Here is a 20,555-nt window from a genome sequence, read left to right on the forward strand (position 1 = left end):
GGCACTCGCTTCACTTTTTTCCGGACATACCTTGATGCCGCAGCAAGGCATCCAGATTGGGCGCGCGCCCGCGAAAGGCCTTGAACGACTCCATGGCCGGGCGGCTGCCGCCGGCTTCCAGAATGGCCTGGCGGTATTTTCGGCCTGTCTCCACGTTGGGCAAACCGTCCTGGCCCACTGTTTCTTCAAAAGCGGCGTAGGCATCGGCACTCAAAACTTCGGCCCATTTGTAGCTGTAGTAACCGGCGGCGTAGCCACCGGCAAAAATATGACTGAAGGTGTGGGCCGTGCGGCTCCAATCCGGTGGTTGCAGCACCGCCACTTCGGCCCGCACCTGGTTCAATAAAGGCATCAAGTCAAGCGCGGGATCGTGCGCCGTGTGCAGCAACATGTCAAACAGCGAAAACTCGATTTGCCGCAGCGTCTGCATGCCACTCTGGAAGTTCTTCGCCGCCAGCATCTTGTCAAACAGCGCGCGCGGCAGCGGCGCGCCGGTGTCGACATGCGCGCTCATGTGGCGCAGCACGTCCCACTCCCAGCAGAAGTTTTCCATGAACTGGCTGGGCAACTCCACCGCGTCCCACTCCACACCGCTGATGCCCGATACGTCGCGCTCGTTGACCTGCGACAGCAGGTGATGCAAGCCATGACCAAATTCATGAAACAGGGTGGTGACATCGTCGTGTGTCAGCAGCGCCGGTTTGTCACCCACGCCTTCGGCAAAGTTGCACACCAGATGCGCCACAGGCGTTTGCAATTGATGCGTGTCCGGGCGCAACCAGCGAGAGCGCACGTCGTCCATCCAGGCACCGCCGCGCTTGCCGGTGCGCGCTGAGGGGTCCAGGTAAAACTGGCCGACAAGATGGCCTGTGCGCTCGATCCGGTAGAACTTGACACCGGCATTCCATACCGGCGCATGGTCTTCCCGGATGTTGACGTCAAACAGTGTCTCCACAATTTTGAACAGCCCCGCCAACACTTTGGGCGCCGGAAAGTACTGCTTGACTTCCTGCTCGCTGAAGGCGTAGCGCGCTTCCTTGAGCTTTTCGCTGACATAAGGCCAGTCCCAGGCCTGCGGGTCGGGCAAGTTCAGCTGTTGCGTGGCGAACTCGCGCAGGTCGGCCAGGTCTTGCTCGGCGAATGGCCGCGCTTTGGTCGCCAGGTCGCGCAAAAAGGTAACCACGTGCTCAGGCGATTCGGCCATTTTGGGCACAACCGAGAGTTCGCCAAAGTTGCGGTAGCCCAGCAACTTGGCTTCTTCCAGCCGCAAGGCCAGCATTTCGCTGATCAGGGCCGAGTTGTCGAATTTGCGCGTTTGGGGGTCGGCCTGATCCGAGGCGCGTGTGACATAGGCACGGTACAGCTTCTCGCGCAGGGCGCTCTTACGGGCAAACTGCATCACCGGCAGGTAGCACGGCATTTTGAGCGTCAGCTTGTAGCCTTCTTTGCCTTCTGCTTGTGCCGCGGTCAAGGCGGCCTGCTGCACGTCATCGGGCACACCGTCGAGTTCAGACGCCTGGGCGTAGTAGGCAAAGGCGTCGGTCGCGTCCAGCGCGTTCTCGCTGAATTTTTGGCCCAGCTCGGCTTGGCGCTCCTGGATGGCGGCAAAGCGCTCGCGGTCGGCACCCACCAGTTCCGCGCCGCCCAGCACAAAGTTGCGCAGCGCGTTTTTGTGGGCCTGGCGCTGCTCTGCATCCAGTGAAGTCGGGTCAATCGCTTTGTACTTGGCATACAAGCGCTCATCGGCTCCCAGGCGGGTAAAAAACTCGGTGATTTTGGGCAGCGCCTCGTTGTAGGCGGCGCGCAGCTCGGGTGTGTCGGCCACGCTGTTCAAGTGGCTCACGGCGCCCCAGGCGCGCCCCAGCTTTTCAGTGGCGACATCCAGCACACTGGCAATGTCGCTCCAGCGCGCCGGAAAATCCGGGGCGGTGACCCTCGTCAGTGCGGCGCTGGCAGCGGCCAGCAACTGGTCGACGGCGGGCGCCACGTGCTCCGGCTTGATCTGGTCGAACAGCGGCAAATCGTCAAAAGAGAGCAGGGGATTGTTCATGCGGTGTTACTTGACGGTGCGTTCGGCGGCTTCAAGGGTGTTGACCAGCAACATCGTAATGGTCATGGGGCCGACCCCACCGGGCACCGGGGTAATGAAGCCTGCAACTTCTTTCACACCGGCAAAGTCCACATCGCCACACAGCTTGCCTTCATCGTTGCGGTTCATGCCGACATCAATCACGACCGCGCCAGGTTTCACCATATCGGCGGTCAGTACATTGCGCTTGCCCACCGCGGCGACGATCACGTCCGCCTGGCGGGTGTGGTAGCCGATGTCCCGCGTGGCGCTGTGGCACACGGTCACGGTAGCATTGGCTTGCAGCAGCAGCAGCGCCATCGGTTTGCCCACCGTGTTGCTGCGCCCGATGACCACGGCGTGTTTGCCGCGCAAATCAATGCCGGTGGTTTCAATCAGTTTCATGCAGCCGTAGGGCGTGCAGGGCCGAAAACCAGGCGCCCCGGTCATCAATTCACCGGCGCTCAAGGTGGCATAACCGTCCACGTCTTTGGTGACAGAAATCGCTTCGATCACCTTGTGCGGGTTGATGTGTTTGGGGATCGGCATCTGCACCAGAATGCCGTGGATGCTGGGATCGGCATTGAGCGCGGCAATGCGGGCCAGCAGATCGGCCTCGGACAGAGTAGCCTCGTACTTTTCGAACACCGAGCGCACGCCGGTGTCTTGGCAGGCCTTGACCTTGTTGCGCACGTACACGGCGCTGGCGGGGTCTTCGCCGACCAGAATGACCGCCAGGCCGGGGGTCACACCGCGTGCCTTGAGCGCCAGCACGCGGGTGGCAACATCGGCACGCAGCTTGGCAGAGAGGGCGACACCATCAATGATTTGACCGAATTTCTGCGTTGTCATGATTTCATTCCTATAAGTAAAAAAGCCCGCTAGCCCTTATCGGAACTGGGCGGGCAGCTATAAAATAAATAGCACTAAGCTTTTGCGGGGGTTTGTCCCAAAGCAATTTTCAGCAAGTCGGCGACCGTATTGGCGTTGAGCTTTTCCATGATGTTGGCGCGGTGCGCCTCCACCGTTTTGATGCTGATGCCCAGGTCGTCGGCAATCTGCTTGTTCAGGCGCCCGGCCACGATGCGTTCCAGCACCTGTGCTTCGCGCAGCGTCAGACGTGCCATCAGGGCGTCCCGGCTGGCCGCGCTCTGATGGTCGGCAAAAGTGTCTTTGGCCTGCTCCAGCATGCGCTCGACCAGTGTGACCAGTTGATCTTCCTTGAATGGCTTCTGGATAAAGTCCATCGCACCTTTTTTCATGGTGTCTACCGCCATCGGCACGTCACCGTGGCCGGTGATGAAGACAATGGGAAGTGGCGAGTGGCTCTCCAGCAAACGACTTTGCAGTTCCAGTCCGGTCATGCCACCCATGCGGATGTCCACGATCAAACAGGCCACCTCGCGGGCGTCGTAACGGCTTAAAAATGACTCGCCGGATTCAAAACAGCGGACCCGGTAGTCTTTGCCTTCGAGTAGCCATTGAAGCGAGTCACGTACCGCTTCGTCGTCGTCCACCACGTAAACCGTGCCCTTTTTTGGTATCAAACTCATGTTTTACTTGGGTGTCCTTGGTTGTCGTTGGCTTGACCGGCTGGCAGACGTGCCTTCGGTGGCAGCACTTCTATCATGGGAATCCAGAACGAGAAACAGCAGCCGGTCAGATCGGGGCCATTGTAGAGGTTCTCGGCTTTCATCCGGCCCAGGTGCGATTCCACAATCGAGCGGCACAGGCTCAGGCCGATGCCCATGCCTTCGGCTTTGGTGGAATGAAAAGCCTCATACAGCCGCGCCATCACCTCGGGCGCGAGCCCCTGGCCGGAGTCCAGCACGGCGAATTCAATCACCGGTTTGTCGTCGACCTGCGTTGGCGCGACGCGCAACATGACACTGCGTTGTGCCGTGGGCCGCTGGGCGGCATCCACAGATTCGGCGGCATTTTTAAGCAAATTGACCAGTACCTGCTCGATCAGAATCGGGTCCACCAGCAGGACCGGCAGGCGCGGGGCCACATAGTGGGTGAGGCGCACGTTGCGCCGGCGCATCTCGATTTCCACCAATTCCACCGCTTCGTCCACCATGCTTTCGATGTTCGATGGCGAGCGGTTGGGCTCGCTGCGTTTGACGAAAGAGCGAATGCGATGAATGATCTGACCGGCCCGCTGCGCCTGCTTGGCAGTTTTTTCCAGTGCACCCAGCAACTCGTCTTCACTGATTTGCTGCGACTTGATGCGCGACACCATGCCGTTGCAGTAGTTGTTGATGGCGGTCAGCGGCTGATTGAGTTCGTGCGCCACGCTGGAGGCCATCTCACCCATGGTGATCAAGCGGCTGGCGGTCTGGGCACGCTCGATTTGGGCCGCAGATTGTTCCTCGGCAACCCGGCGCGCGGTGATGTCTGTGGCAATCACCATTTGCGCCAGGCGACCATCGACCCAGCTCAAATAACGGGTGCGCACCTCCAACCACTTGCCCAGGGCGTCGACGTACAGCTCGGCACTTTCAGGATCGCTGTCGGGCAGCGAGTTGGTGGGCAGACCGGCAAAAGCGTCTACGGGGTCAAGCGAGTCATCACTGGTGGGCGTTGCCGGTACACCGGCCTCGGCGACCAGTTGCAGATGTCCGCCCGCTTCGGTTCCAAACCACAGCCGGTACAGTTTGTTGGCAAACAACAGCTCGTCGCTGCCCAGCGGCGCCACCGAGATCGAGGCGTCCAGCGCTTCGAGGACCGTGGTAAAGCGTTCGTGTGAGGCCGACAGTTGATCCCGAATCCGGTTCGGTTCACTGATGTCGGTCATGGACGTCATCCAGCCGGTTTGTATGCCATGGGCATCAATCAGCGGTGAGACATAAAGCCGCGCGTCAAACAGCGATCCGTCGCGGCGCTTGACCCGGAACTGGATGCCACTGGACTGAATCTTGCCGGCCAGTTCTTCTTGCAGGCGTGAAGACAAGGAATCAATGTCAGCCTCGGGCCAATAGGGAAAAGGCGCGGTTCGCCCCACCAGGTCGGGTTCACTCCACCCGGTCATGCGGCAAAAAGCCGGATTGACATAGGTGATGCGGCCCTGCAGATCGAGCGCGCGCATGCCCGTCAGCATGGAGTTTTCCATGGCCCGGCGAAAGCTGGTTTCCGATATCAGCGCCTGCTGCGCCTGCATGCGCCGGCGGGTATGGCGCCAGTTGGCGATCAACATCCAGGCCGTCATCAGGCTCAGGGCGTTAACCAGCCAGAACAGCCCACTGCCCACCACGCCCAGCGAGGCCCGATACGCCTGGGCCCGGATGATGAGGCCATTGCCTACCGGGGATACCGGGACTTCATAAAAATTGACCGGTTTGTCCCACGGCAGCAAGCGGGCGCCGGGCTTGCGCGGCGCAATGCTGGTGCCCGCCAGCAGGCCCCCGTTGGCATCATGGAACGAGACCGCGTAACGGGCTGACACCTCGGCGGGCACGCCATAACGGAACAAACCGTCGATGGAGTATTCGGCCAGCAGAACACCCAAAAAGCGGGCGCGGTCGCTGAATGGAATGTGCAATTGCAGCACGGCAGGACTGTTGGCACCTGCCGCGTGCATCGCGTAAATGGGTTGCTGCAGCTCGCGTGCCAGGTTGTAGCTGCTGACCGATTCGCCTGGCTCCAGTGTGCTGCCTATTTTTTTAACCAGGTGCGGCGCCAGACTGACGGAGCCGAAGCTGGCTTTGACGTTGCGACGGTTGTCAATCCAGCTCAGGCTTTCCAACTCGGGGTATTGGTTGACGATCGCCTCGGCCCGGCTCTGGAACTCGTCCGCATCGAGCTCCCGGTTGGAAACCTCACGCGCGATCCGCATGAGCTGTTCCTGGCGCTCCAGCAGCCGCAGACGCAGACGCTGCTGCGTGTACTCCACGTCCCGATTGACCGCTTCTTGCTCACGTTCGATTTCCTCCAGTCGCAGATAACCGAATGCCGCCACGATGGCGGCCAAAAACAGAACCACAGCCACCAGTGGCGCCAGCACGGCAAAACGGTCCTGCCGTTGCGGCGCCAAACGCTGCCACCAGCGTTTTAACCTTGCCGGCGGCGTGAGTTTCTCAGGACCGGCGAGTGGAATAAGAGAACTTGAAGGCATAGTGCCGAGTGTAGATGCCAGCATGTTGACGCAAGGCCGATGCCCCGACGTGTGGATGAGTTAGGCTTTGCTTGGGTGCATTTTATCTCATAGTATGAAATCACATCGCATAATTCGAAATATTTTGAAAATTCTGGCAAAATTAAACCATTGGCGTTTTTAGAAAATCCCAATAACATCAAAACGACAACTCACCCAGGAGACAAAAATGTCAGCAGTTCCCGAGAATTTGGCCGGCGCAGCAGCGCCTGACGTCGACAGCCAGGAAACCCGTGAATGGATGGATGCGCTATCCGCCGTCATCGAGCGCGAAGGCCCTGAGCGCGCCCATTTTTTGCTGGAGCAGTTGCTTGAGCATGCGCGCCAAGGCAGCATCGACATGCCGTTTTCGGCCAACACCGGCTATGTCAACACCCTGGAGCCGGATCAGGAAGAGCGCTGCCCCGGCAACATCGAAATTGAAGAACGCCTGCGCGCCTACATGCGCTGGAACGCCATGGCGATGGTGGTTAAAGCCAACCGGCATCACCCCGTGGACGGTGGCGATCTGGGCGGGCACATTGGCTCGTTTGCCTCGCTGGCCCATATGTTTGGCGCCGGTTTCAACCATTTTTGGCATGCCGAGAGTGAAAACCATGGTGGTGACTGTCTCTATATCCAGGGTCACGTGGCACCCGGTGTTTATGCCCGTGCCTACCTTGAAGGCCGTTTGACCGAAGAGCAGTTGCTCAATTTCCGCCAGGAAACCGGTGGCAAGGGCCTGTCCAGCTACCCGCACCCCAAGCTGATGCCCGAGTTCTGGCAATTCCCCACGGTGTCAATGGGCCTCGGGCCGCTGATGGCAATTTACCAGGCGCGCTTTCTGAAATACCTGCACGCCCGTGGCATTGCCAACACCGAGAACCGCAAGGTCTGGGTGTTTTGTGGCGATGGCGAAATGGACGAGGTGGAGTCCCTGGGCGCTATCGGTCTGGCCGCGCGCGAAAAACTCGACAACCTGATTTTCGTCATCAACTGCAACCTGCAGCGCCTGGACGGCCCGGTGCGTGGCAACGGCAAGATCATTCAGGAGTTGGAAAGCACCTTCCGCGGCGCGGGCTGGAACGTGATCAAGCTGCTGTGGGGCAGCAACTGGGATCCGCTGCTGGCGCGTGACAAAGACGACGCTTTGCGCAAGGTCATGATGGACACGCTCGATGGTGACTACCAGACCTTCAAGTCCAAAGACGGCGCCTATGTGCGCGAGCATTTCTTTGGCCGCGACCCGCGCACGCTGGCGATGGTGGCCAAGATGAGCGACGACGACATCTGGAACCTGCGCCGCGGCGGCCATGACCCGCAAAAAGTGTATGCCGCCTACCATTCGGCGGTCAATCACAAGGACCAGCCGAGCGTGTTGCTGATCAAGACCGTCAAGGGTTTTGGCATGGGCAAGAGCGGCGAGGGCAAGAACGCCGTGCACCAGACCAAGAAACTGACCGATGAAGACATCAAGATCTTCCGTGATCGTTTCAACATCCCGATTCCGGACAGCGAGTTGTCCAAGCTGCCGTTCTACAAACCGGCCGATGACACACCCGAGATGAAGTATCTGCACGAGCGTCGCAAGGCGCTCGGTGGTTACCTGCCGCACCGGCGCACCAAAGCCGACGAGCATTTCACCGTGCCGGCGCTGGAAGTCTTTAAAGCCGTGCTCGACCCGACCGCCGAAGGCCGCGAAATCTCCACCACGCAAGCATACGTGCGCTTTTTGAGCCAGTTGCTGCGCGACCAGGCGCTGGGTTCACGGGTTGTGCCGATTCTGGTCGACGAGGGCCGCACCTTTGGCATGGAAGGCTTATTCCGCCAGATTGGCATCTACAACCCGGAAGGCCAGAAATACACCCCGGTCGACAAAGACCAGGTCATGTACTACAAGGAAGATGCCAAGGGCCAGGTGCTGCAGGAGGGTATCAACGAAGCCGGTGGCATGGCGAGCTGGATCGCGGCGGCTACCAGCTACTCCACCTCCAACCGCATCATGGTGCCGTTCTACGTGTACTACTCGATGTTTGGCTTCCAGCGCATCGGCGACCTGGCCTGGGCGGCCGGCGACATGCAGGCGCGCGGCTTTTTGCTGGGCGGCACCTCCGGGCGCACCACGCTCAATGGTGAAGGCCTGCAACACGAAGATGGTCACAGCCACATCCTGGCCGGCACCATTCCCAACTGCATCAGCTACGACCCGACCTTTGCGCATGAGGTGGGCGTCATCCTGCACCACGGCTTGAAGCGCATGGTCGAGAAGCAGGACAACGTTTATTACTACATCACGCTGCTCAATGAAAACTACCCGATGCCCGGGCTGACGGCGGGCACTGAGGAGCAGATCATCAAGGGCATGTACCTGTGCAAAGCGGGCACAACGGCTGCCAAGCAGCCGACGGTGCAGTTGCTGGGCTCTGGCAGCATCCTGCGTGAATCAATTGCCGCGCAAGAGCTGCTGGCCAAGGACTGGGGCATCAGTGCCAATGTCTGGAGCTGCCCCAGCTTCAACGAGCTGGCGCGTGACGGCCAAGCCTGTGAGCGCCATAACCTGTTGCATCCGGCGCAGGCGCCCAGCGTGTCGTTTGTCGCCCAACAGCTCGAAAAACATGCCGGCCCGGTGGTGGCCGCCACCGACTACATGAAGGCTTATGCCGAGCAGATTCGCTCCTTCATCCCCAAGGGCCGCACCTTCAAAGTGCTGGGCACCGACGGGTTTGGCCGCAGCGACTTCCGCTCCAAGTTGCGTGAGCACTTCGAGATCAACCGCCATTTCATCGTGGTGGCGGCGCTGAAGGCGCTGAGTGAAGAAGGCACGCTGCCGGTGGCTAAAGTGGTTGAAGCGATTGCCAGGTACGGTATCAAGACCGACAAGGTCAATCCGCTGTACGCGTGATCTGAATCACCTGCTGCCTTGTGACACCACGCCCTGCCGCATGCCAGCAGGCGGGGGTTGGTGGCAGTGGCACAGCAGGTTTCATAATGAGAGGGCGGCACGCTTGCCTTGCCCGTTAACTGAATAAATAAGGAGACACGTATGTCCTTAATCGAAGTAAAAGTCCCGGACATTGGCGATTTTGATGAAGTTGCCGTGATTGAACTGCTGGTCAAGCCGGGCGACACCGTCAAGGCTGAACAAAGCCTGATTACCGTCGAGTCCGACAAGGCGTCGATGGAAATTCCGTCGTCATCGGCTGGCGTGGTCAAGGAGCTCAAGGTCGCTTTGGGCGACAAGGTCAAGCAAGGCTCATTGTTGTTGTTGCTGGAGGTGGCTAGTGCCGAGGGCACCGCAGCTGCAGCACCGGCCGCCGCGGTGCCGGCAGCAGCCCAGGAATTCAAGACAAATCAGGCTGTAGCCCCCGTTCCTCCTGCGCCAGCTGCTACTGATGTAGCAGCATCGAGCGCAGGCCCGGTCGAGGTACACGTGCCTGACATTGGTGACTTCAAGGATGTGACGGTGATTGAGGTCATGGTCAAGGTGGGCGACGCTGTCCGGCTTGAGCAAAGCCTGATTACCGTGGAGTCTGATAAAGCATCCATGGAAATCCCGTCCAGCGCGGCGGGCGTGATCAAGGAGCTCAAGGTCAAACTGGGCGACAAAGTCAATATTGGCGACCTGCTGGCGATTCTGGAAGGCGCCGCGCCGGTTGCTATGGCTGCAGCTGCAACTGCGCAGGCTTCAGCGGCAGCCGCTGCACCGCTGGTCTCGGCTGCGGCTGCTGTTGCACCAGCAACTGCCGTGCTGGCCGTGCCCGCGCACATCCCCACATCGGCCCCGCTGGGTCTGCCCCACGCCTCGCCGTCGGTGCGCAAGTTTGCCCGCGAGTTGGGCGTGCCCCTGGATGAGGTCAAAGGCACGGGTCTCAAAGGTCGCATCACCGACAACGACGTGCAAGCCTTCACCCGCTCGGTGATGAGCGGCGCGATTCAAACGCTGGCTGCTCAGGCACAGCCCAAGGCAGCCGCAGCCGCTCCAGGCGCTGACGGCGCAGGCCTGGGCCTGATCCCGTGGCCGAAAGTGGACTTTGCCAAGTTTGGGCCGGTCGAGCGCAAGGAACTCAGCCGCATCAAGAAAATCAGCGGTGCCAACCTGCTGCGCAACGCGATCCTGATTCCGGCCGTGACCAACCATGACGACTGTGACATCACCGACCTGGAAGCCTTCCGGGTCTCGACCAACAAAGAGAACGAGAAGAGTGGCGTGAAGGTCACCATGCTGGCGTTCCTGATCAAGGCCTGCGTGGCCGCGCTCAAGAAATACCCCGAGTTCAACAGCTCGCTGGACGGCGACGCGCTGATCTACAAGCAGTACTACCACATCGGTTTTGCGGCGGACACGCCCAACGGCCTGATGGTGCCGGTGATCAAGGATGCTGATCAAAAAGGCATCATGCAAATCTCGGTCGAGATGGGCGAACTGGCCAAAAAGGCGCGCGATGGCAAGTTGAGCCCGGCCGAGATGACCGGCGCCAGCTTCACCATCAGCAGCCTGGGCGGCATTGGCGGGCGTTATTTCACGCCCATCATCAACGCGCCTGAAGTGTCGATTCTGGGCGTGTGCCGCTCCACCATCCAGCCGGTGTGGGATGGCAAGGCGTTCCAGCCACGCCTGATGCTGCCGCTGTCACTTACCTGGGACCACCGCGTGATTGACGGTGCCGCTGCGGCCCGCTTCAATGTCTATCTGGGCCAAATCCTGGGCGATTTCCGCCGGGTGTTGCTTTAGAACCTTGCGGGTCAGACCACTTTGCGCAGCAAACGTGCTCTGACCCCGACATACTGAAACCTTGCGGGACAGACCGCAGTTACGCGAAGCGAACAAGCTCTGTCCTCAACTAATTAGAAAGAGAAGAATATGGCACTGATCGACATCAAAGTCCCCAACATTGGCGACTTCGCCGAAGTCACCGTCATCGAGCTGCTGGTCAAGCCCGGCGACACCGTCCGGGCCGAGCAAAGCCTGATCACAGTGGAGTCCGACAAGGCGTCCATGGAAATTCCCTGCAGCCACGCGGGCGTCGTCAAGGAGCTCAAGGTTGCGCTGGGCGACAAGGTCTCTGAAGGCTCGGTGTTGCTGGTGCTGGAGGCGGCAGAGGCTCCTGTCGTTCCAGATATCAAGCCAAATCAGGCTGTAGCCCCCGTCGCGTCTACGCAGGCAGCTACACAAACAGTAGCATCTCCAGCTGTGAGCGCGCCCATCCCAGTCGCCACTGCCGCCAGCTATGCAGGCGGCGTCGATCTGGATTGCGATTTGCTGGTGCTCGGCGGCGGCCCCGGTGGTTATTCGGCTGCCTTCCGCGCGGCGGATTTGGGCCTCAAAGTCATCCTGGTCGAGCGCTACGCCCAACTGGGCGGTGTCTGTCTGAACGTGGGCTGCATCCCCAGCAAGGCGCTGCTGCACGTGGCTGCGGTCATCGATGAAGTCAGCCACATGGCCGCGCTCGGCGTGGACTTTGGCGCGCCCACAGTCAGTGTGGACAAGCTGCGTGCTCACAAAGAGAAAGTCGTCACCAAGCTCACCGGCGGCCTGGCCGCCATGGCCAAGATGCGCAAGGTGACCGTGGTGCGCGGCTACGGCGCGTTTGTCGGCGCCAACCATGTGCAGGTCGAAGAAACCACCGGCACATCCCAAGAGAAAACCGGCAAGACGCAGACCATTGCGTTCAAGAAATGCATCATCGCTGCGGGCAGCCAAGCCGTGCGCCTGCCGTTCATGCCAGACGATCCCCGCGTGGTGGACAGCACCGGCGCGCTGGCGCTTAAAGAGGTGCCCAAACGCATGCTGATCCTGGGCGGCGGCATCATCGGCCTGGAAATGGGCACGGTCTACAGCACGCTCGGCGCCCGCCTGGACGTGGTCGAAATGCTCGACGGCCTGATGCAGGGCGCGGATCGCGACCTGGTCAAGATCTGGCAAAAGATGAATGCCCCGCGTTTCGACAACATCATGCTCAAGACCAAAACGGTCGGCGCCAGAGCCACGCCCGAGGGCATCGAGGTGACGTTTGCCGCAGCAGAGGAGGGCGTGAAAGTGCCCGAACCGCAAACCTACGACCTGGTGTTGCAGGCGGTGGGCCGCACGCCCAACGGCAAGAAGATCGCCGCCGAGAAAGCCGGCGTCGCAGTCACAGACCGTGGCTTCATCAATGTCGACATCCAGATGCGCACCAACGTGCCCCACATCTTCGCCATCGGCGACATCGTGGGCCAGCCGATGCTGGCGCACAAGGCGGTGCACGAAGCGCATGTGGCAGCGGAAGTGATAGCCGGTGAATTACAAGGCAACAAAGAGCTGGCCAGCGCCGCCTTCAACGCCCGCGTCATCCCGAGCGTGGCCTACACCGACCCCGAGGTGGCCTGGGTCGGCCTGACCGAAGACCAGGCCAAGGCGCAAGGCATCAAGGTCAAGAAGGGGCTGTTCCCCTGGACGGCGTCCGGCCGTGCCATTGCCAACGGCCGCGACGAAGGCGTGACCAAGCTGCTGTTTGATGACAGCGAGGACGCGCACGGCCACGGCAAGATCCTGGGCGGCGGCATGGTTGGCACGCATGCGGGCGACATGATTGGTGAGATTGCGCTGGCGATCGAGATGGGCGCTGACGCCATCGACATCGGCAAGACCATTCACCCGCATCCCACGCTGGGCGAGAGCATCGGCATGGCGGCTGAAGTGGCGCATGGGAGTTGCACGGACTTGCCGCCGGCGCGTAAGTAGTCTCTCGTCCCTTGCAAGGCAAAAGCCCGAACCCTCACAGGTTCGGGCTTTCTGCATTCTGAGGGGCAAGCTACACAGACTCTACGGTGCTGGCCACGGGATTGCGCGCCGGTGACCCTGCCATGCGGCAAACCTCAGGGGCCGATGCCGGGGTGGCTGGCGCGCTTCTCCCGCATGCGTTCTGCAATCAAGCTGACTTTACCGTCGCTGTCCTGGTTCTCGAGTCGCACCGTGAAGCCCCACAGATAGGCAACGTGCTCCATCACCGCCTTGCTCGCTTCGTCCAAGGGCCGGCGCTGCTGGGAAAAGTGGCGCAAGGTCAGCGAGCGGTCGCCGCGTAAATCGACGTTCCAGATCTGGATATTGGGCTCCAGACTGCCCAGGTTGTACTGCTCGGACAACTGTTGGCGCAAGGCCCGATAGCCACTTTCATCGTGAATCGCCTGGATCTGCAACTTGGAGCGCGCATCATCATCGAGCACCGAAAAAAAGCGAAAGTCACGCATGAGCTGGGGCGAGAGATATTGGGCGATGAAGCTCTCGTCTTTGAAGTTCTGCATCGCGAACTCCAGGCTCTCGCGCCAGTTGGAGCCGGCAATGTCAGGAAACCACTCACGGTCTTCAGCGCTTGGGTTTTCGCAGATGCGGCGGATGTCGCGCCACATGGCGAAACCAAGTGCATAAGGATTGATGCCAGAGTAATGCGGGCTGTTATAGGGCGGCTGGTAGATGACGTTGGTGTGTGATTGCAGGAATTCGAGCATGAAGCCGTCGGACAGGCCGCCCAGGTCATAGAGCGTATTGAGCAAGGTGTAATGCCAGAATGTGGCCCAACCCTCGTTCATGACCTGCGTCTGGCGCTGGGGGTAAAAGTACTGCCCGATTTTGCGCACAATTCGAATGATCTCCCTCTGCCAGGACTCCAGCAGGGGCGCGTTTTTCTCAATGAAATAAAGCAGGTTCTCTTCGGGCTCGGCCGGAAACCGGGCCTCTTGTTCGGTTCGGTCCGCTTCCGGGCGCGGCGGCACGGTGCGCCACAGGTCATTGACCTGGCTCTGGAGGTAGTCCGAGCGCTCTTTTTGTCGCAGTGTTTCCTTGTTCAGGGAGAGTCGCGGCGAGCGCTTGAAACGGTCCACGCCCAGATTTTGCAGCGCGTGGCAGGCATCAAGCAGCTTTTCGACTAGGCCCACGCCGTGTCGCTCTTCGCACTGGGCAATGAATTTCTTGGCAAACACCAGGTAGTCCACGATGGCATCGGCGCTGGTCCACTGTTTGAACAGATGGTTGCCTTTAAAGAAGGAGTTGTGACCATAGGCCGCATGGGCGATGACCAAACCCTGCATCGGCAGCGTGTTTTCTTCCATCAGGTAGGCAATGCAGGGATCCGAGTTGATGACGATCTCGTAGGCCAGACCCATTTGGCCACGCTTGTAGCGGTTCTCGGTGGACAGAAAATGCTTGCCGTAGGACCAGTGGTGGTAATACACCGGCATGCCGATGGAGGCGTAGGCATCCATCATCTGCTCGGCACTAATGACCTCCAGAATGTGGGGGTAGCAATCAAGCTGGTAATCGGCCGCTACGCGGCCAATAGCCTCGTCGTATTGCTCCAGGGCGGCAAAGGTCCACTCAGATCCGGTGGGCAAAGCGGGGCTTGATTTTTGCGCCATGATGGGACTCAGATCTTTTGCTTGAAAAGATCGCGAAACACGGGGTAAATATCGGCCACTGCGGCAATGCGCCGCATCGCAAAGTGGTCAGCATGGCCCGCCTGCAGTTTGGCGTATTCCTCCCACAGGTTTTGGGGCGGGCCATCGGTGATTTCGATATAGGCGAAATACTGCGTCAGGGGCAGCAAGGACTGCTCCAGCAGCTCGCGGCAATGCGCGGAGTCATCGTTCCAGTTGTCACCGTCAGATGCCTGAGCGCCATAAATATTCCACAGGTTGCTGGGATATCGCTCGCTGATGATTTTGTACATCAGTTCCAGGGCGCTGGAGACCACCGTGCCGCCGGATTCGCGCGAGGTGAAGAATTCGTCCTCGTCAACCTCCGCCGCAACCGTGTGGTGGCGAATGAACACGACTTCAATGCGCTCGTAATTTCGGGTCAGAAAAAGATAGAGCAACATAAAAAAGCGTTTGGCGATGTTCTTGCGTTCTTCGTCCATGGAACCCGAGACGTCGAGCAGGCAGAACATGACGGCCTGCGTGCTGGGCTGCGGCACCCGAATGCGGTTGTTGTAGCGCAGATCAAAGGAGTCGACGAACGGCACCTTGTCCATCTTGGCGCGCACGCGCGCAATCTCCTGGCGCAGACGCTCCAGCTCCGGGTCGTCGTCGGTGAGCTTGTCTTTGAGTTCGTCGAGCTGCGCCAGCAAGGCGCGCAGCTGCGCCGTGTAGGGCCCGCCGACGGCGATGCGCCGGCCGGCGGCGCCGCGCATGGTGCGGGCGAGGTTGATATTGGTGGGCACGCCGCTCTGGGTGTAACCAGCCCGAATGCGCCGATATTGTTCGATCTGGGCCAGATGCTGCTTGACCAGATGCGGCAGGGCCAGCTCGTCAAAGAAAATGTCCAGAAACTCGTCTTTGGTCAGCGTGAACATGAATTCATCAAGGCTCTCGCCGTCCTTGCTGGCTTGACTGCCACCGCCGCCGGCGCCACCGCCCTTGGGCCGGTCCACCTGCTCGCCGCGGCTGAAGCGGTCGTTGCCAGGCCGCACCGTCTCCCAGACGCCGCCGTGACCATGGGCAAACTGAGGCTCCTCGATGTCTTTGCCGGAGATGCCGATTTTTTCACCGTTGTCTATATCGCGAATGCCTCGCTTGTTGATGGCGTCAGCCACCGCTTTGCGAATCTGGCCCTTGAAGCGTTCAATAAAACGCCCGCGATTGACCGAGCTCTTGTGCTTGCTATCGAGGCGGCGGTCTACGATATGCAATGGCATGGGGTATTCCCGTTCAAATTGAATCTCGGCATCCGTCGGGTCGCAAAACTCAGGAGGACTTGCGTACGCGCAGATACCATTCACACAGCAGGCGCACCTGCTTCTCTGTGTAGCCCTTGCTGATCATCCGGTTCACGAAGTCTTTGTGTTTCTTCTGTTCGTCGCCGCTGGCCTTGGCGTTGAACGAAATCACTGGCAGCAGTTCTTCCGTATTGGAGAACATTTTTTTCTCGATGACCGCACGCAGCTTTTCGTAAGACGTCCACGGCGGGTTTTGCCCCTCGTGTTTGGCGCGGGCGCGCAGCACAAAGTTGACCACTTCGTTGCGAAAATCCTTCGGGTTCGAGATGCCGGCCGGTTTCTCGATTTTCTCCAGTTCGCTGTTGAGAGCGCCACGGTCCAGAATCTCGCCGGTGTTGGTGTCGCGGTACTCCTGGTCCTGAATCCAGAAGTCGGCGTAAGTCACATAGCGGTCAAAGATATTCTGGCCGTACTCGGAGTAGCTCTCCAGATAGGCGGTCTGGATCTCCTTGCCAATGAACTCGGCGTAACGCGGCGAGAGGAATTCCTTGAGGAAACGGGTGTAGCGTTCGGCGACCTCAGCCGGGAACTGCTCCTGTTCAATCTGCTGCTCCAGCACATACATCAGATGCACCGGGTTAGCGGCAACCTCGCGGTGGTCGAAATTGAACACGCGCGAGAGAATCTTGAACGCGAACCGGGTTGATAGCCCCGTCATGCCTTCATCCACGCCGGCAAAATCGCGGTACTCCTGGTAGCTCTTGGCCTTGGGGTCGGTGTCCTTGAGGTTTTCGCCGTCATAGACCCGCATCTTGGAGAAGATGCTGGAGTTTTCCGGCTCCTTGAGCCGCGACAACACGGCAAACTGCGCCAGCATCTTGAGCGTATCCGGCGCGCACGGGGCCTTGACCAGTGAGGAATTGGCCAACAGTTTTTCGTAGATGTGAATCTCGTCCGACACGCGCAGGGAGTAGGGCACCTTCACGATGTAAATGCGGTCAAGAAAAGCCTCGTTGTTGCGATTGTTCTTGAACGTCAGCCATTCGGCCTCGTTGGAGTGCGCCAGCACCAAGCCGTCAAACGGAATGGCGCCGAAGCCTTCAGTGCCCTTGTAGTTGCCCTCCTGCGTGGCGGTCAGCAAGGGGTGCAGTACCTTGATGGGCGCCTTGAACATCTCGACAAATTCCAGCACGCCGCGATTGGCCAGGCACAGGCCGCCCGAGAAGGAATACGCGTCGGGGTCGCTTTGGGAGTAGGTCTCAAGCTTGCGGATGTCAATCTTGCCCACCAGGGAAGAAATGTCCTGGTTGTTCTCATCGCCCGGCTCGGTCTTGGAAACAGCGATTTGCGACAGCACCGATGGATGCAGCTTGACCACGCGAAAGCGGGTGATGTCGCCGCCGAACTCATGCAGACGCTTCACCGCCCACGGGCTCATGATGGTGCCCAGGTAACGCCGCGAAATGCCGTAGTCGTCCTCCAGTATTTGCGCGTCCTCCAGCGGATTGAACAGGCCCAGGGGCGACTCATGCACCGGTGAGCCCTTGATGGTGTAGATGGGCACAACTTCAATCAGGGCTTTGAGCTTCTCTGCCAGCGACGATTTGCCGCCGCCGACCGGGCCCAGCAGGTACAGAATCTGTTTCTTCTCCTCCAGCCCTTGCGCGGCATGGCGGAAATAGGAGACGATCTGCTCAATCACTTCCTCCATGCCGTAAAGGTCGCGAAACGCCGGATAACGCCTGAGCATTTTGTTGGCAAAGATACGCGACAGCCTGGGGTCGGTGCGGGTATCGACCAACTCGGGCTCGCCAATGGCCCGCAGCATGCGCTCGGCAACGGTGGCGTAGGCGGTGGTGTCGCGTTTGCAGAGATCCAGGTAGTCCTGGATCGACATTTCTTCTTCCTTGGCGGCCTCAAACCGACCTTGGTAACGTGCGAAGACATTCATGACGAATCTCCTTTTGCAATCGGCGGGCTTTACCCGAGTGAAGCACGCGCTTTTCGAATGAAATAATTCATCATAGTCATTTATGGAATTTGACACTGGAGAAAAGGATAAGAAAAGCCCTTGGTCAGCGGGTCATTTTTTTGCTTATGCTGGTGGGGCAGTGGATTGATCTTGCCTTGGGGGCTGTTGCGCCGCAAGGCATCATTGCCGGTCAGACCTTCGAAGTAAGCCGCATCGGCCACGGATACAAAAAGGGCAGGAGAGGGCACCGGCCCCACCCTATAAAAACTTGACTTGCGTCAGCTTAACATTGGCTGTTACCAGGCCCCCTCAATGGACAGCCATTCTTCTACCCGCGCAAGCAAGTGAAAGACCAATGACCAATACCCAATCGAGCAAAAGCGATGTGTCCAACCACCCCCTGCAGCCACACCCCTGCCACACATCAGCGGCATTCACGGATGCACTCGGCAAGCCGGGCCGCACAGCAGAGGATGCTTCGCGCCGCCTGTTTCTGTGCAGCCTGAGTGCCTTGGGTTTGTCAGCGTGCGGCGGTGGTGGCTCCGGCAGTTCAGCCGCAACCCCAACCGGCACTGCGACCGATACTGCAAGCGCTACCGACATCACCACCGACATTCTGGCCAACCAGAATGTCACGCTCAGTGGCGATGCCATCATCCGCCTGCCTGCAGGCACCAGCACCTACACCGGTGTGATCTCGGGCAAGGGAACGCTGGCGCTGGTGGCCACCGGCGGCACCGGCAACCCCAGCACCCTGGTTATCACCCAGGCCAGCACCTTCACCCTGCCCGATGCCCAGCAGGTGGCGGTCGTTACCAAAACCAGCGCCAGCGGCGGCTATCGGCTTGACATCACCGGCAGCAATCCGCCGGTGCTCACCATCAACCCCGGAGTCACGCTGCAGATCGGCACCAACACCGCTGCCGACAACAACCCCAACATCATCGCCACCTCCGACGGCAAAAACACGGCCAGCTTGGTCAATGGAGAGATCAACCTGAACCACATCCAGAACAACGGCAGCATTGTGCTCAGCAGCGCGCAGTTCATTCTGCTGGGGCGTATCAGCGGCAATGGCCCCGTCTTGCAAGGCGTGGGGGTGTGGGGTGGCAACTCACTGCGTGGGGTCAATCCCTTTGGTGGTGTTTTGTCGCTGACCACCGGGCATGACTTCGGCAGCAACCATGTGGCGGCATCCATACCTAATGCCAAGGCTATGCTCAACGAGGGTTCCTGGCTGGTCTGGAGCCCACCGGGCAGTGTGGTGAGTGTGTCGCAAAACATTTTTGAAGCGGCTTATGGCAACGACATTAACTTCCACGCCATTGGCAATTCCACCATCGTCATGTCCGGCATTTACAGCCACACTGACAACAGCCCGCACAACATCCCGAATGTGCTCAATCCCGGCTTGAGCAATCCGGCACTGAACTACGCCAAAGCCATCTACCGCAACGGACTGAACAACGGCAACGATGCCAGCTACCGCGGGGTCAACATTGAATCCGGCGCAGGCACGGTGCAATGGGGCGACGGCACGCACGCCAATTTCTTCCTGCCCTCTGCGCCATCACCCGCCGAGCCGTATCCGGCGCTGGGCGCGAAGAACGCCTACATCAACCTGCGCGGCTGCACGCTGGCGTTCAACTACAACGCCCCGGTAACCCTGAACATCGGCATCAGCGGCGGCGGTGGCGGCCCACACCGCGGGGGTGAAACCGGCTGGGGCAACGTCACCCTCATGCCCACGGCGGGCAATGACGTGACCTTGGCCCAGCCGCAGAACTACAACGGCACCACTACCATCGGCGCCAACGCCATCCTGCGCATCGGTGCTGGCAAGACCGTGCCACTGAACTACATCACCGTCAATGCAAGCAGCAATTCGACCGTGCTGCAAGCCACCTACAACGGTGACAGCAGCCTGCTGACAGCCGAGTCCAGCGGTGGTCTTGCGACCAATGCCATCGTCAACGCGGGCCAGTTGATCATCCAGAACACCACCACCGACATCATTCTGTCCAACATCAGCGGCAGCGGCAGCCTGGTGCACAACGGTGCCGTCACTGTCACCCTGCGCGACAACAGCTACAGCGGTGGCACCACCCTCAACAGCGGCAGGCTGCTGGCGGGCAGCACCCTTGCGCTGGGCACCGGCAACGTGACCAACAACGCAGCCCTGGCGCTCAGCGGCACGCGGGCGCTGACGCTGGGCGGCGGCTTCCAGCAGGGTAGCAGTGCCAGCCTGACCCTGGCCATCGACGGCGCCACCCCGGGGGTAACGCATGACCAACTGACGGTGACCGGTACGGTGGTGCTCGGCGGCACACTGACGCTGAACTTCACCGGCGGCTACGCCAGCGGACAGAAATTGGTGCTGATCCAGGCCGCCAGCATCAGCGGCAGCTTCAGCACCCTCACCAGCCATGGTGCCGCCGTCGTGGCCGGACAGGATGCGACGGGTTTTTACGTCACTGTTCAGTAGTGGCAATAGTCCGTCTGCATACACCGAACTTGCCAATACCATGCGCATGAGGATGAATCTGCCTTGAAAATTGGCTTCTTACGCCCGTGCAATAAGCGTAGATAGCTATAAATTTGATGGCAAAAACAGGGTGCCCATCCAACCTCAAGCGCGCGCTGGACAAGGGTGTGGACGTGGTGGGTGGCATCCCGCACTTTGAACGAACCACG

At 59.9% G+C, this 20,555-nt stretch carries 12 protein-coding genes; 4 read left to right on the forward strand and 8 right to left on the reverse strand.

From position 1 onward, the window contains the following. Positions 1 to 10: 10 nt before the first annotated feature. From RFER_RS11160 to RFER_RS11175, 4 genes are all read right to left on the reverse strand, one after another. Positions 11 to 2,050, reverse strand: a complete 2,040-nt coding sequence (locus tag RFER_RS11160; RefSeq protein ID WP_011464500.1) for a M3 family metallopeptidase — start codon at positions 2,048 to 2,050, stop codon at positions 11 to 13. A gap of 6 nt (positions 2,051 to 2,056) precedes the next feature. After that, positions 2,057 to 2,920, reverse strand: coding sequence for a bifunctional methylenetetrahydrofolate dehydrogenase/methenyltetrahydrofolate cyclohydrolase FolD (gene folD, locus RFER_RS11165; protein ID WP_011464501.1), 864 nt, complete (start codon positions 2,918 to 2,920; stop codon positions 2,057 to 2,059). Between the two features lie 74 nt (positions 2,921 to 2,994). Beyond that, positions 2,995 to 3,621: a response regulator transcription factor gene (locus RFER_RS11170; protein WP_011464502.1), complete on the reverse strand. Its 627-nt coding sequence runs from the start codon at positions 3,619 to 3,621 to the stop codon at positions 2,995 to 2,997. Further along, positions 3,618 to 6,182 carry a PAS domain-containing sensor histidine kinase gene (locus tag RFER_RS11175; RefSeq protein WP_049765647.1) on the reverse strand — a complete coding sequence of 855 codons (2,565 nt, stop codon included), beginning with the start codon at positions 6,180 to 6,182 and terminating at the stop codon, positions 3,618 to 3,620. The genes RFER_RS11170 and RFER_RS11175 overlap by 4 nt, the downstream gene beginning before the upstream one ends. Positions 6,183 to 6,390: 208 nt before the next feature. Here RFER_RS11175 and aceE point away from each other — a divergent pair, with 208 nt between their 5' ends. From aceE to lpdA, 3 genes are all read left to right on the forward strand, one after another. After that, entirely contained in the window at positions 6,391 to 9,102 is a 2,712-nt protein-coding gene (aceE, locus tag RFER_RS11180) for a pyruvate dehydrogenase (acetyl-transferring), homodimeric type (protein WP_011464504.1), read from the forward strand. Between the two features lie 141 nt (positions 9,103 to 9,243). Beyond that, positions 9,244 to 10,932: a dihydrolipoyllysine-residue acetyltransferase gene (gene aceF, locus RFER_RS11185; protein ID WP_011464505.1), complete on the forward strand. Its 1,689-nt coding sequence runs from the start codon at positions 9,244 to 9,246 to the stop codon at positions 10,930 to 10,932. A gap of 129 nt (positions 10,933 to 11,061) precedes the next feature. Next, entirely contained in the window at positions 11,062 to 12,921 is a 1,860-nt protein-coding gene (gene lpdA, locus RFER_RS11190) for a dihydrolipoyl dehydrogenase (RefSeq protein WP_011464506.1), read from the forward strand. Between the two features lie 134 nt (positions 12,922 to 13,055). On the opposite strand, the gene RFER_RS11195 is transcribed toward lpdA, so the two are convergent. The 4 genes from RFER_RS11195 to RFER_RS24100 all read right to left on the reverse strand — a co-directional run bounded on the left by RFER_RS11195 (position 13,056) and on the right by RFER_RS24100 (position 18,109). After that, positions 13,056 to 14,591, reverse strand: a complete 1,536-nt coding sequence (locus RFER_RS11195) for a SpoVR family protein (RefSeq protein WP_011464507.1) — start codon at positions 14,589 to 14,591, stop codon at positions 13,056 to 13,058. Between the two features lie 8 nt (positions 14,592 to 14,599). Continuing rightward, positions 14,600 to 15,868, reverse strand: a complete 1,269-nt coding sequence (locus RFER_RS11200; protein ID WP_011464508.1) for a YeaH/YhbH family protein — start codon at positions 15,866 to 15,868, stop codon at positions 14,600 to 14,602. 49 nt (positions 15,869 to 15,917) lie between these two features. Further along, a complete protein-coding gene (locus RFER_RS11205) occupies positions 15,918 to 17,840 on the reverse strand; it encodes a PrkA family serine protein kinase (RefSeq protein WP_011464509.1) in 1,923 nt (640 codons plus the stop codon). An 80-nt stretch (positions 17,841 to 17,920) separates the two neighbouring features. After that, entirely contained in the window at positions 17,921 to 18,109 is a 189-nt protein-coding gene (locus RFER_RS24100; protein WP_166485709.1) for a hypothetical protein, read from the reverse strand. 107 nt (positions 18,110 to 18,216) lie between these two features. Here RFER_RS24100 and RFER_RS11210 point away from each other — a divergent pair, with 107 nt between their 5' ends. After that, entirely contained in the window at positions 18,217 to 20,346 is a 2,130-nt protein-coding gene (locus tag RFER_RS11210) for a beta strand repeat-containing protein (RefSeq protein ID WP_011464510.1), read from the forward strand. Positions 20,347 to 20,555: the final 209 nt, after the last annotated feature.

Source organism: Rhodoferax ferrireducens T118 (genome assembly GCF_000013605.1).
GTDB lineage: Bacteria > Pseudomonadota > Gammaproteobacteria > Burkholderiales > Burkholderiaceae_C > Rhodoferax > Rhodoferax ferrireducens.

Excerpts from the sequence above, each read along its gene's own strand:
- RFER_RS11160 (WP_011464500.1), bottom strand. The coding sequence starts at position 2,050 with ATGAACAATCCCCTGCTCTCTTTTGACGATTTGCCGCTGTTCGACCAG.
- folD (WP_011464501.1), bottom strand. The coding sequence starts at position 2,920 with ATGACAACGCAGAAATTCGGTCAAATCATTGATGGTGTCGCCCTCTCT.
- RFER_RS11170 (WP_011464502.1), bottom strand. The coding sequence starts at position 3,621 with ATGAGTTTGATACCAAAAAAGGGCACGGTTTACGTGGTGGACGACGAC.
- RFER_RS11175 (WP_049765647.1), bottom strand. The coding sequence starts at position 6,182 with ATGCCTTCAAGTTCTCTTATTCCACTCGCCGGTCCTGAGAAACTCACG.
- aceE (WP_011464504.1), top strand. The coding sequence starts at position 6,391 with ATGTCAGCAGTTCCCGAGAATTTGGCCGGCGCAGCAGCGCCTGACGTC.
- aceF (WP_011464505.1), top strand. The coding sequence starts at position 9,244 with ATGTCCTTAATCGAAGTAAAAGTCCCGGACATTGGCGATTTTGATGAA.
- lpdA (WP_011464506.1), top strand. The coding sequence starts at position 11,062 with ATGGCACTGATCGACATCAAAGTCCCCAACATTGGCGACTTCGCCGAA.
- RFER_RS11195 (WP_011464507.1), bottom strand. The coding sequence starts at position 14,591 with ATGGCGCAAAAATCAAGCCCCGCTTTGCCCACCGGATCTGAGTGGACC.
- RFER_RS11200 (WP_011464508.1), bottom strand. The coding sequence starts at position 15,868 with ATGCCATTGCATATCGTAGACCGCCGCCTCGATAGCAAGCACAAGAGC.
- RFER_RS11205 (WP_011464509.1), bottom strand. The coding sequence starts at position 17,840 with ATGAATGTCTTCGCACGTTACCAAGGTCGGTTTGAGGCCGCCAAGGAA.
- RFER_RS11210 (WP_011464510.1), top strand. The coding sequence starts at position 18,217 with ATGACCAATACCCAATCGAGCAAAAGCGATGTGTCCAACCACCCCCTG.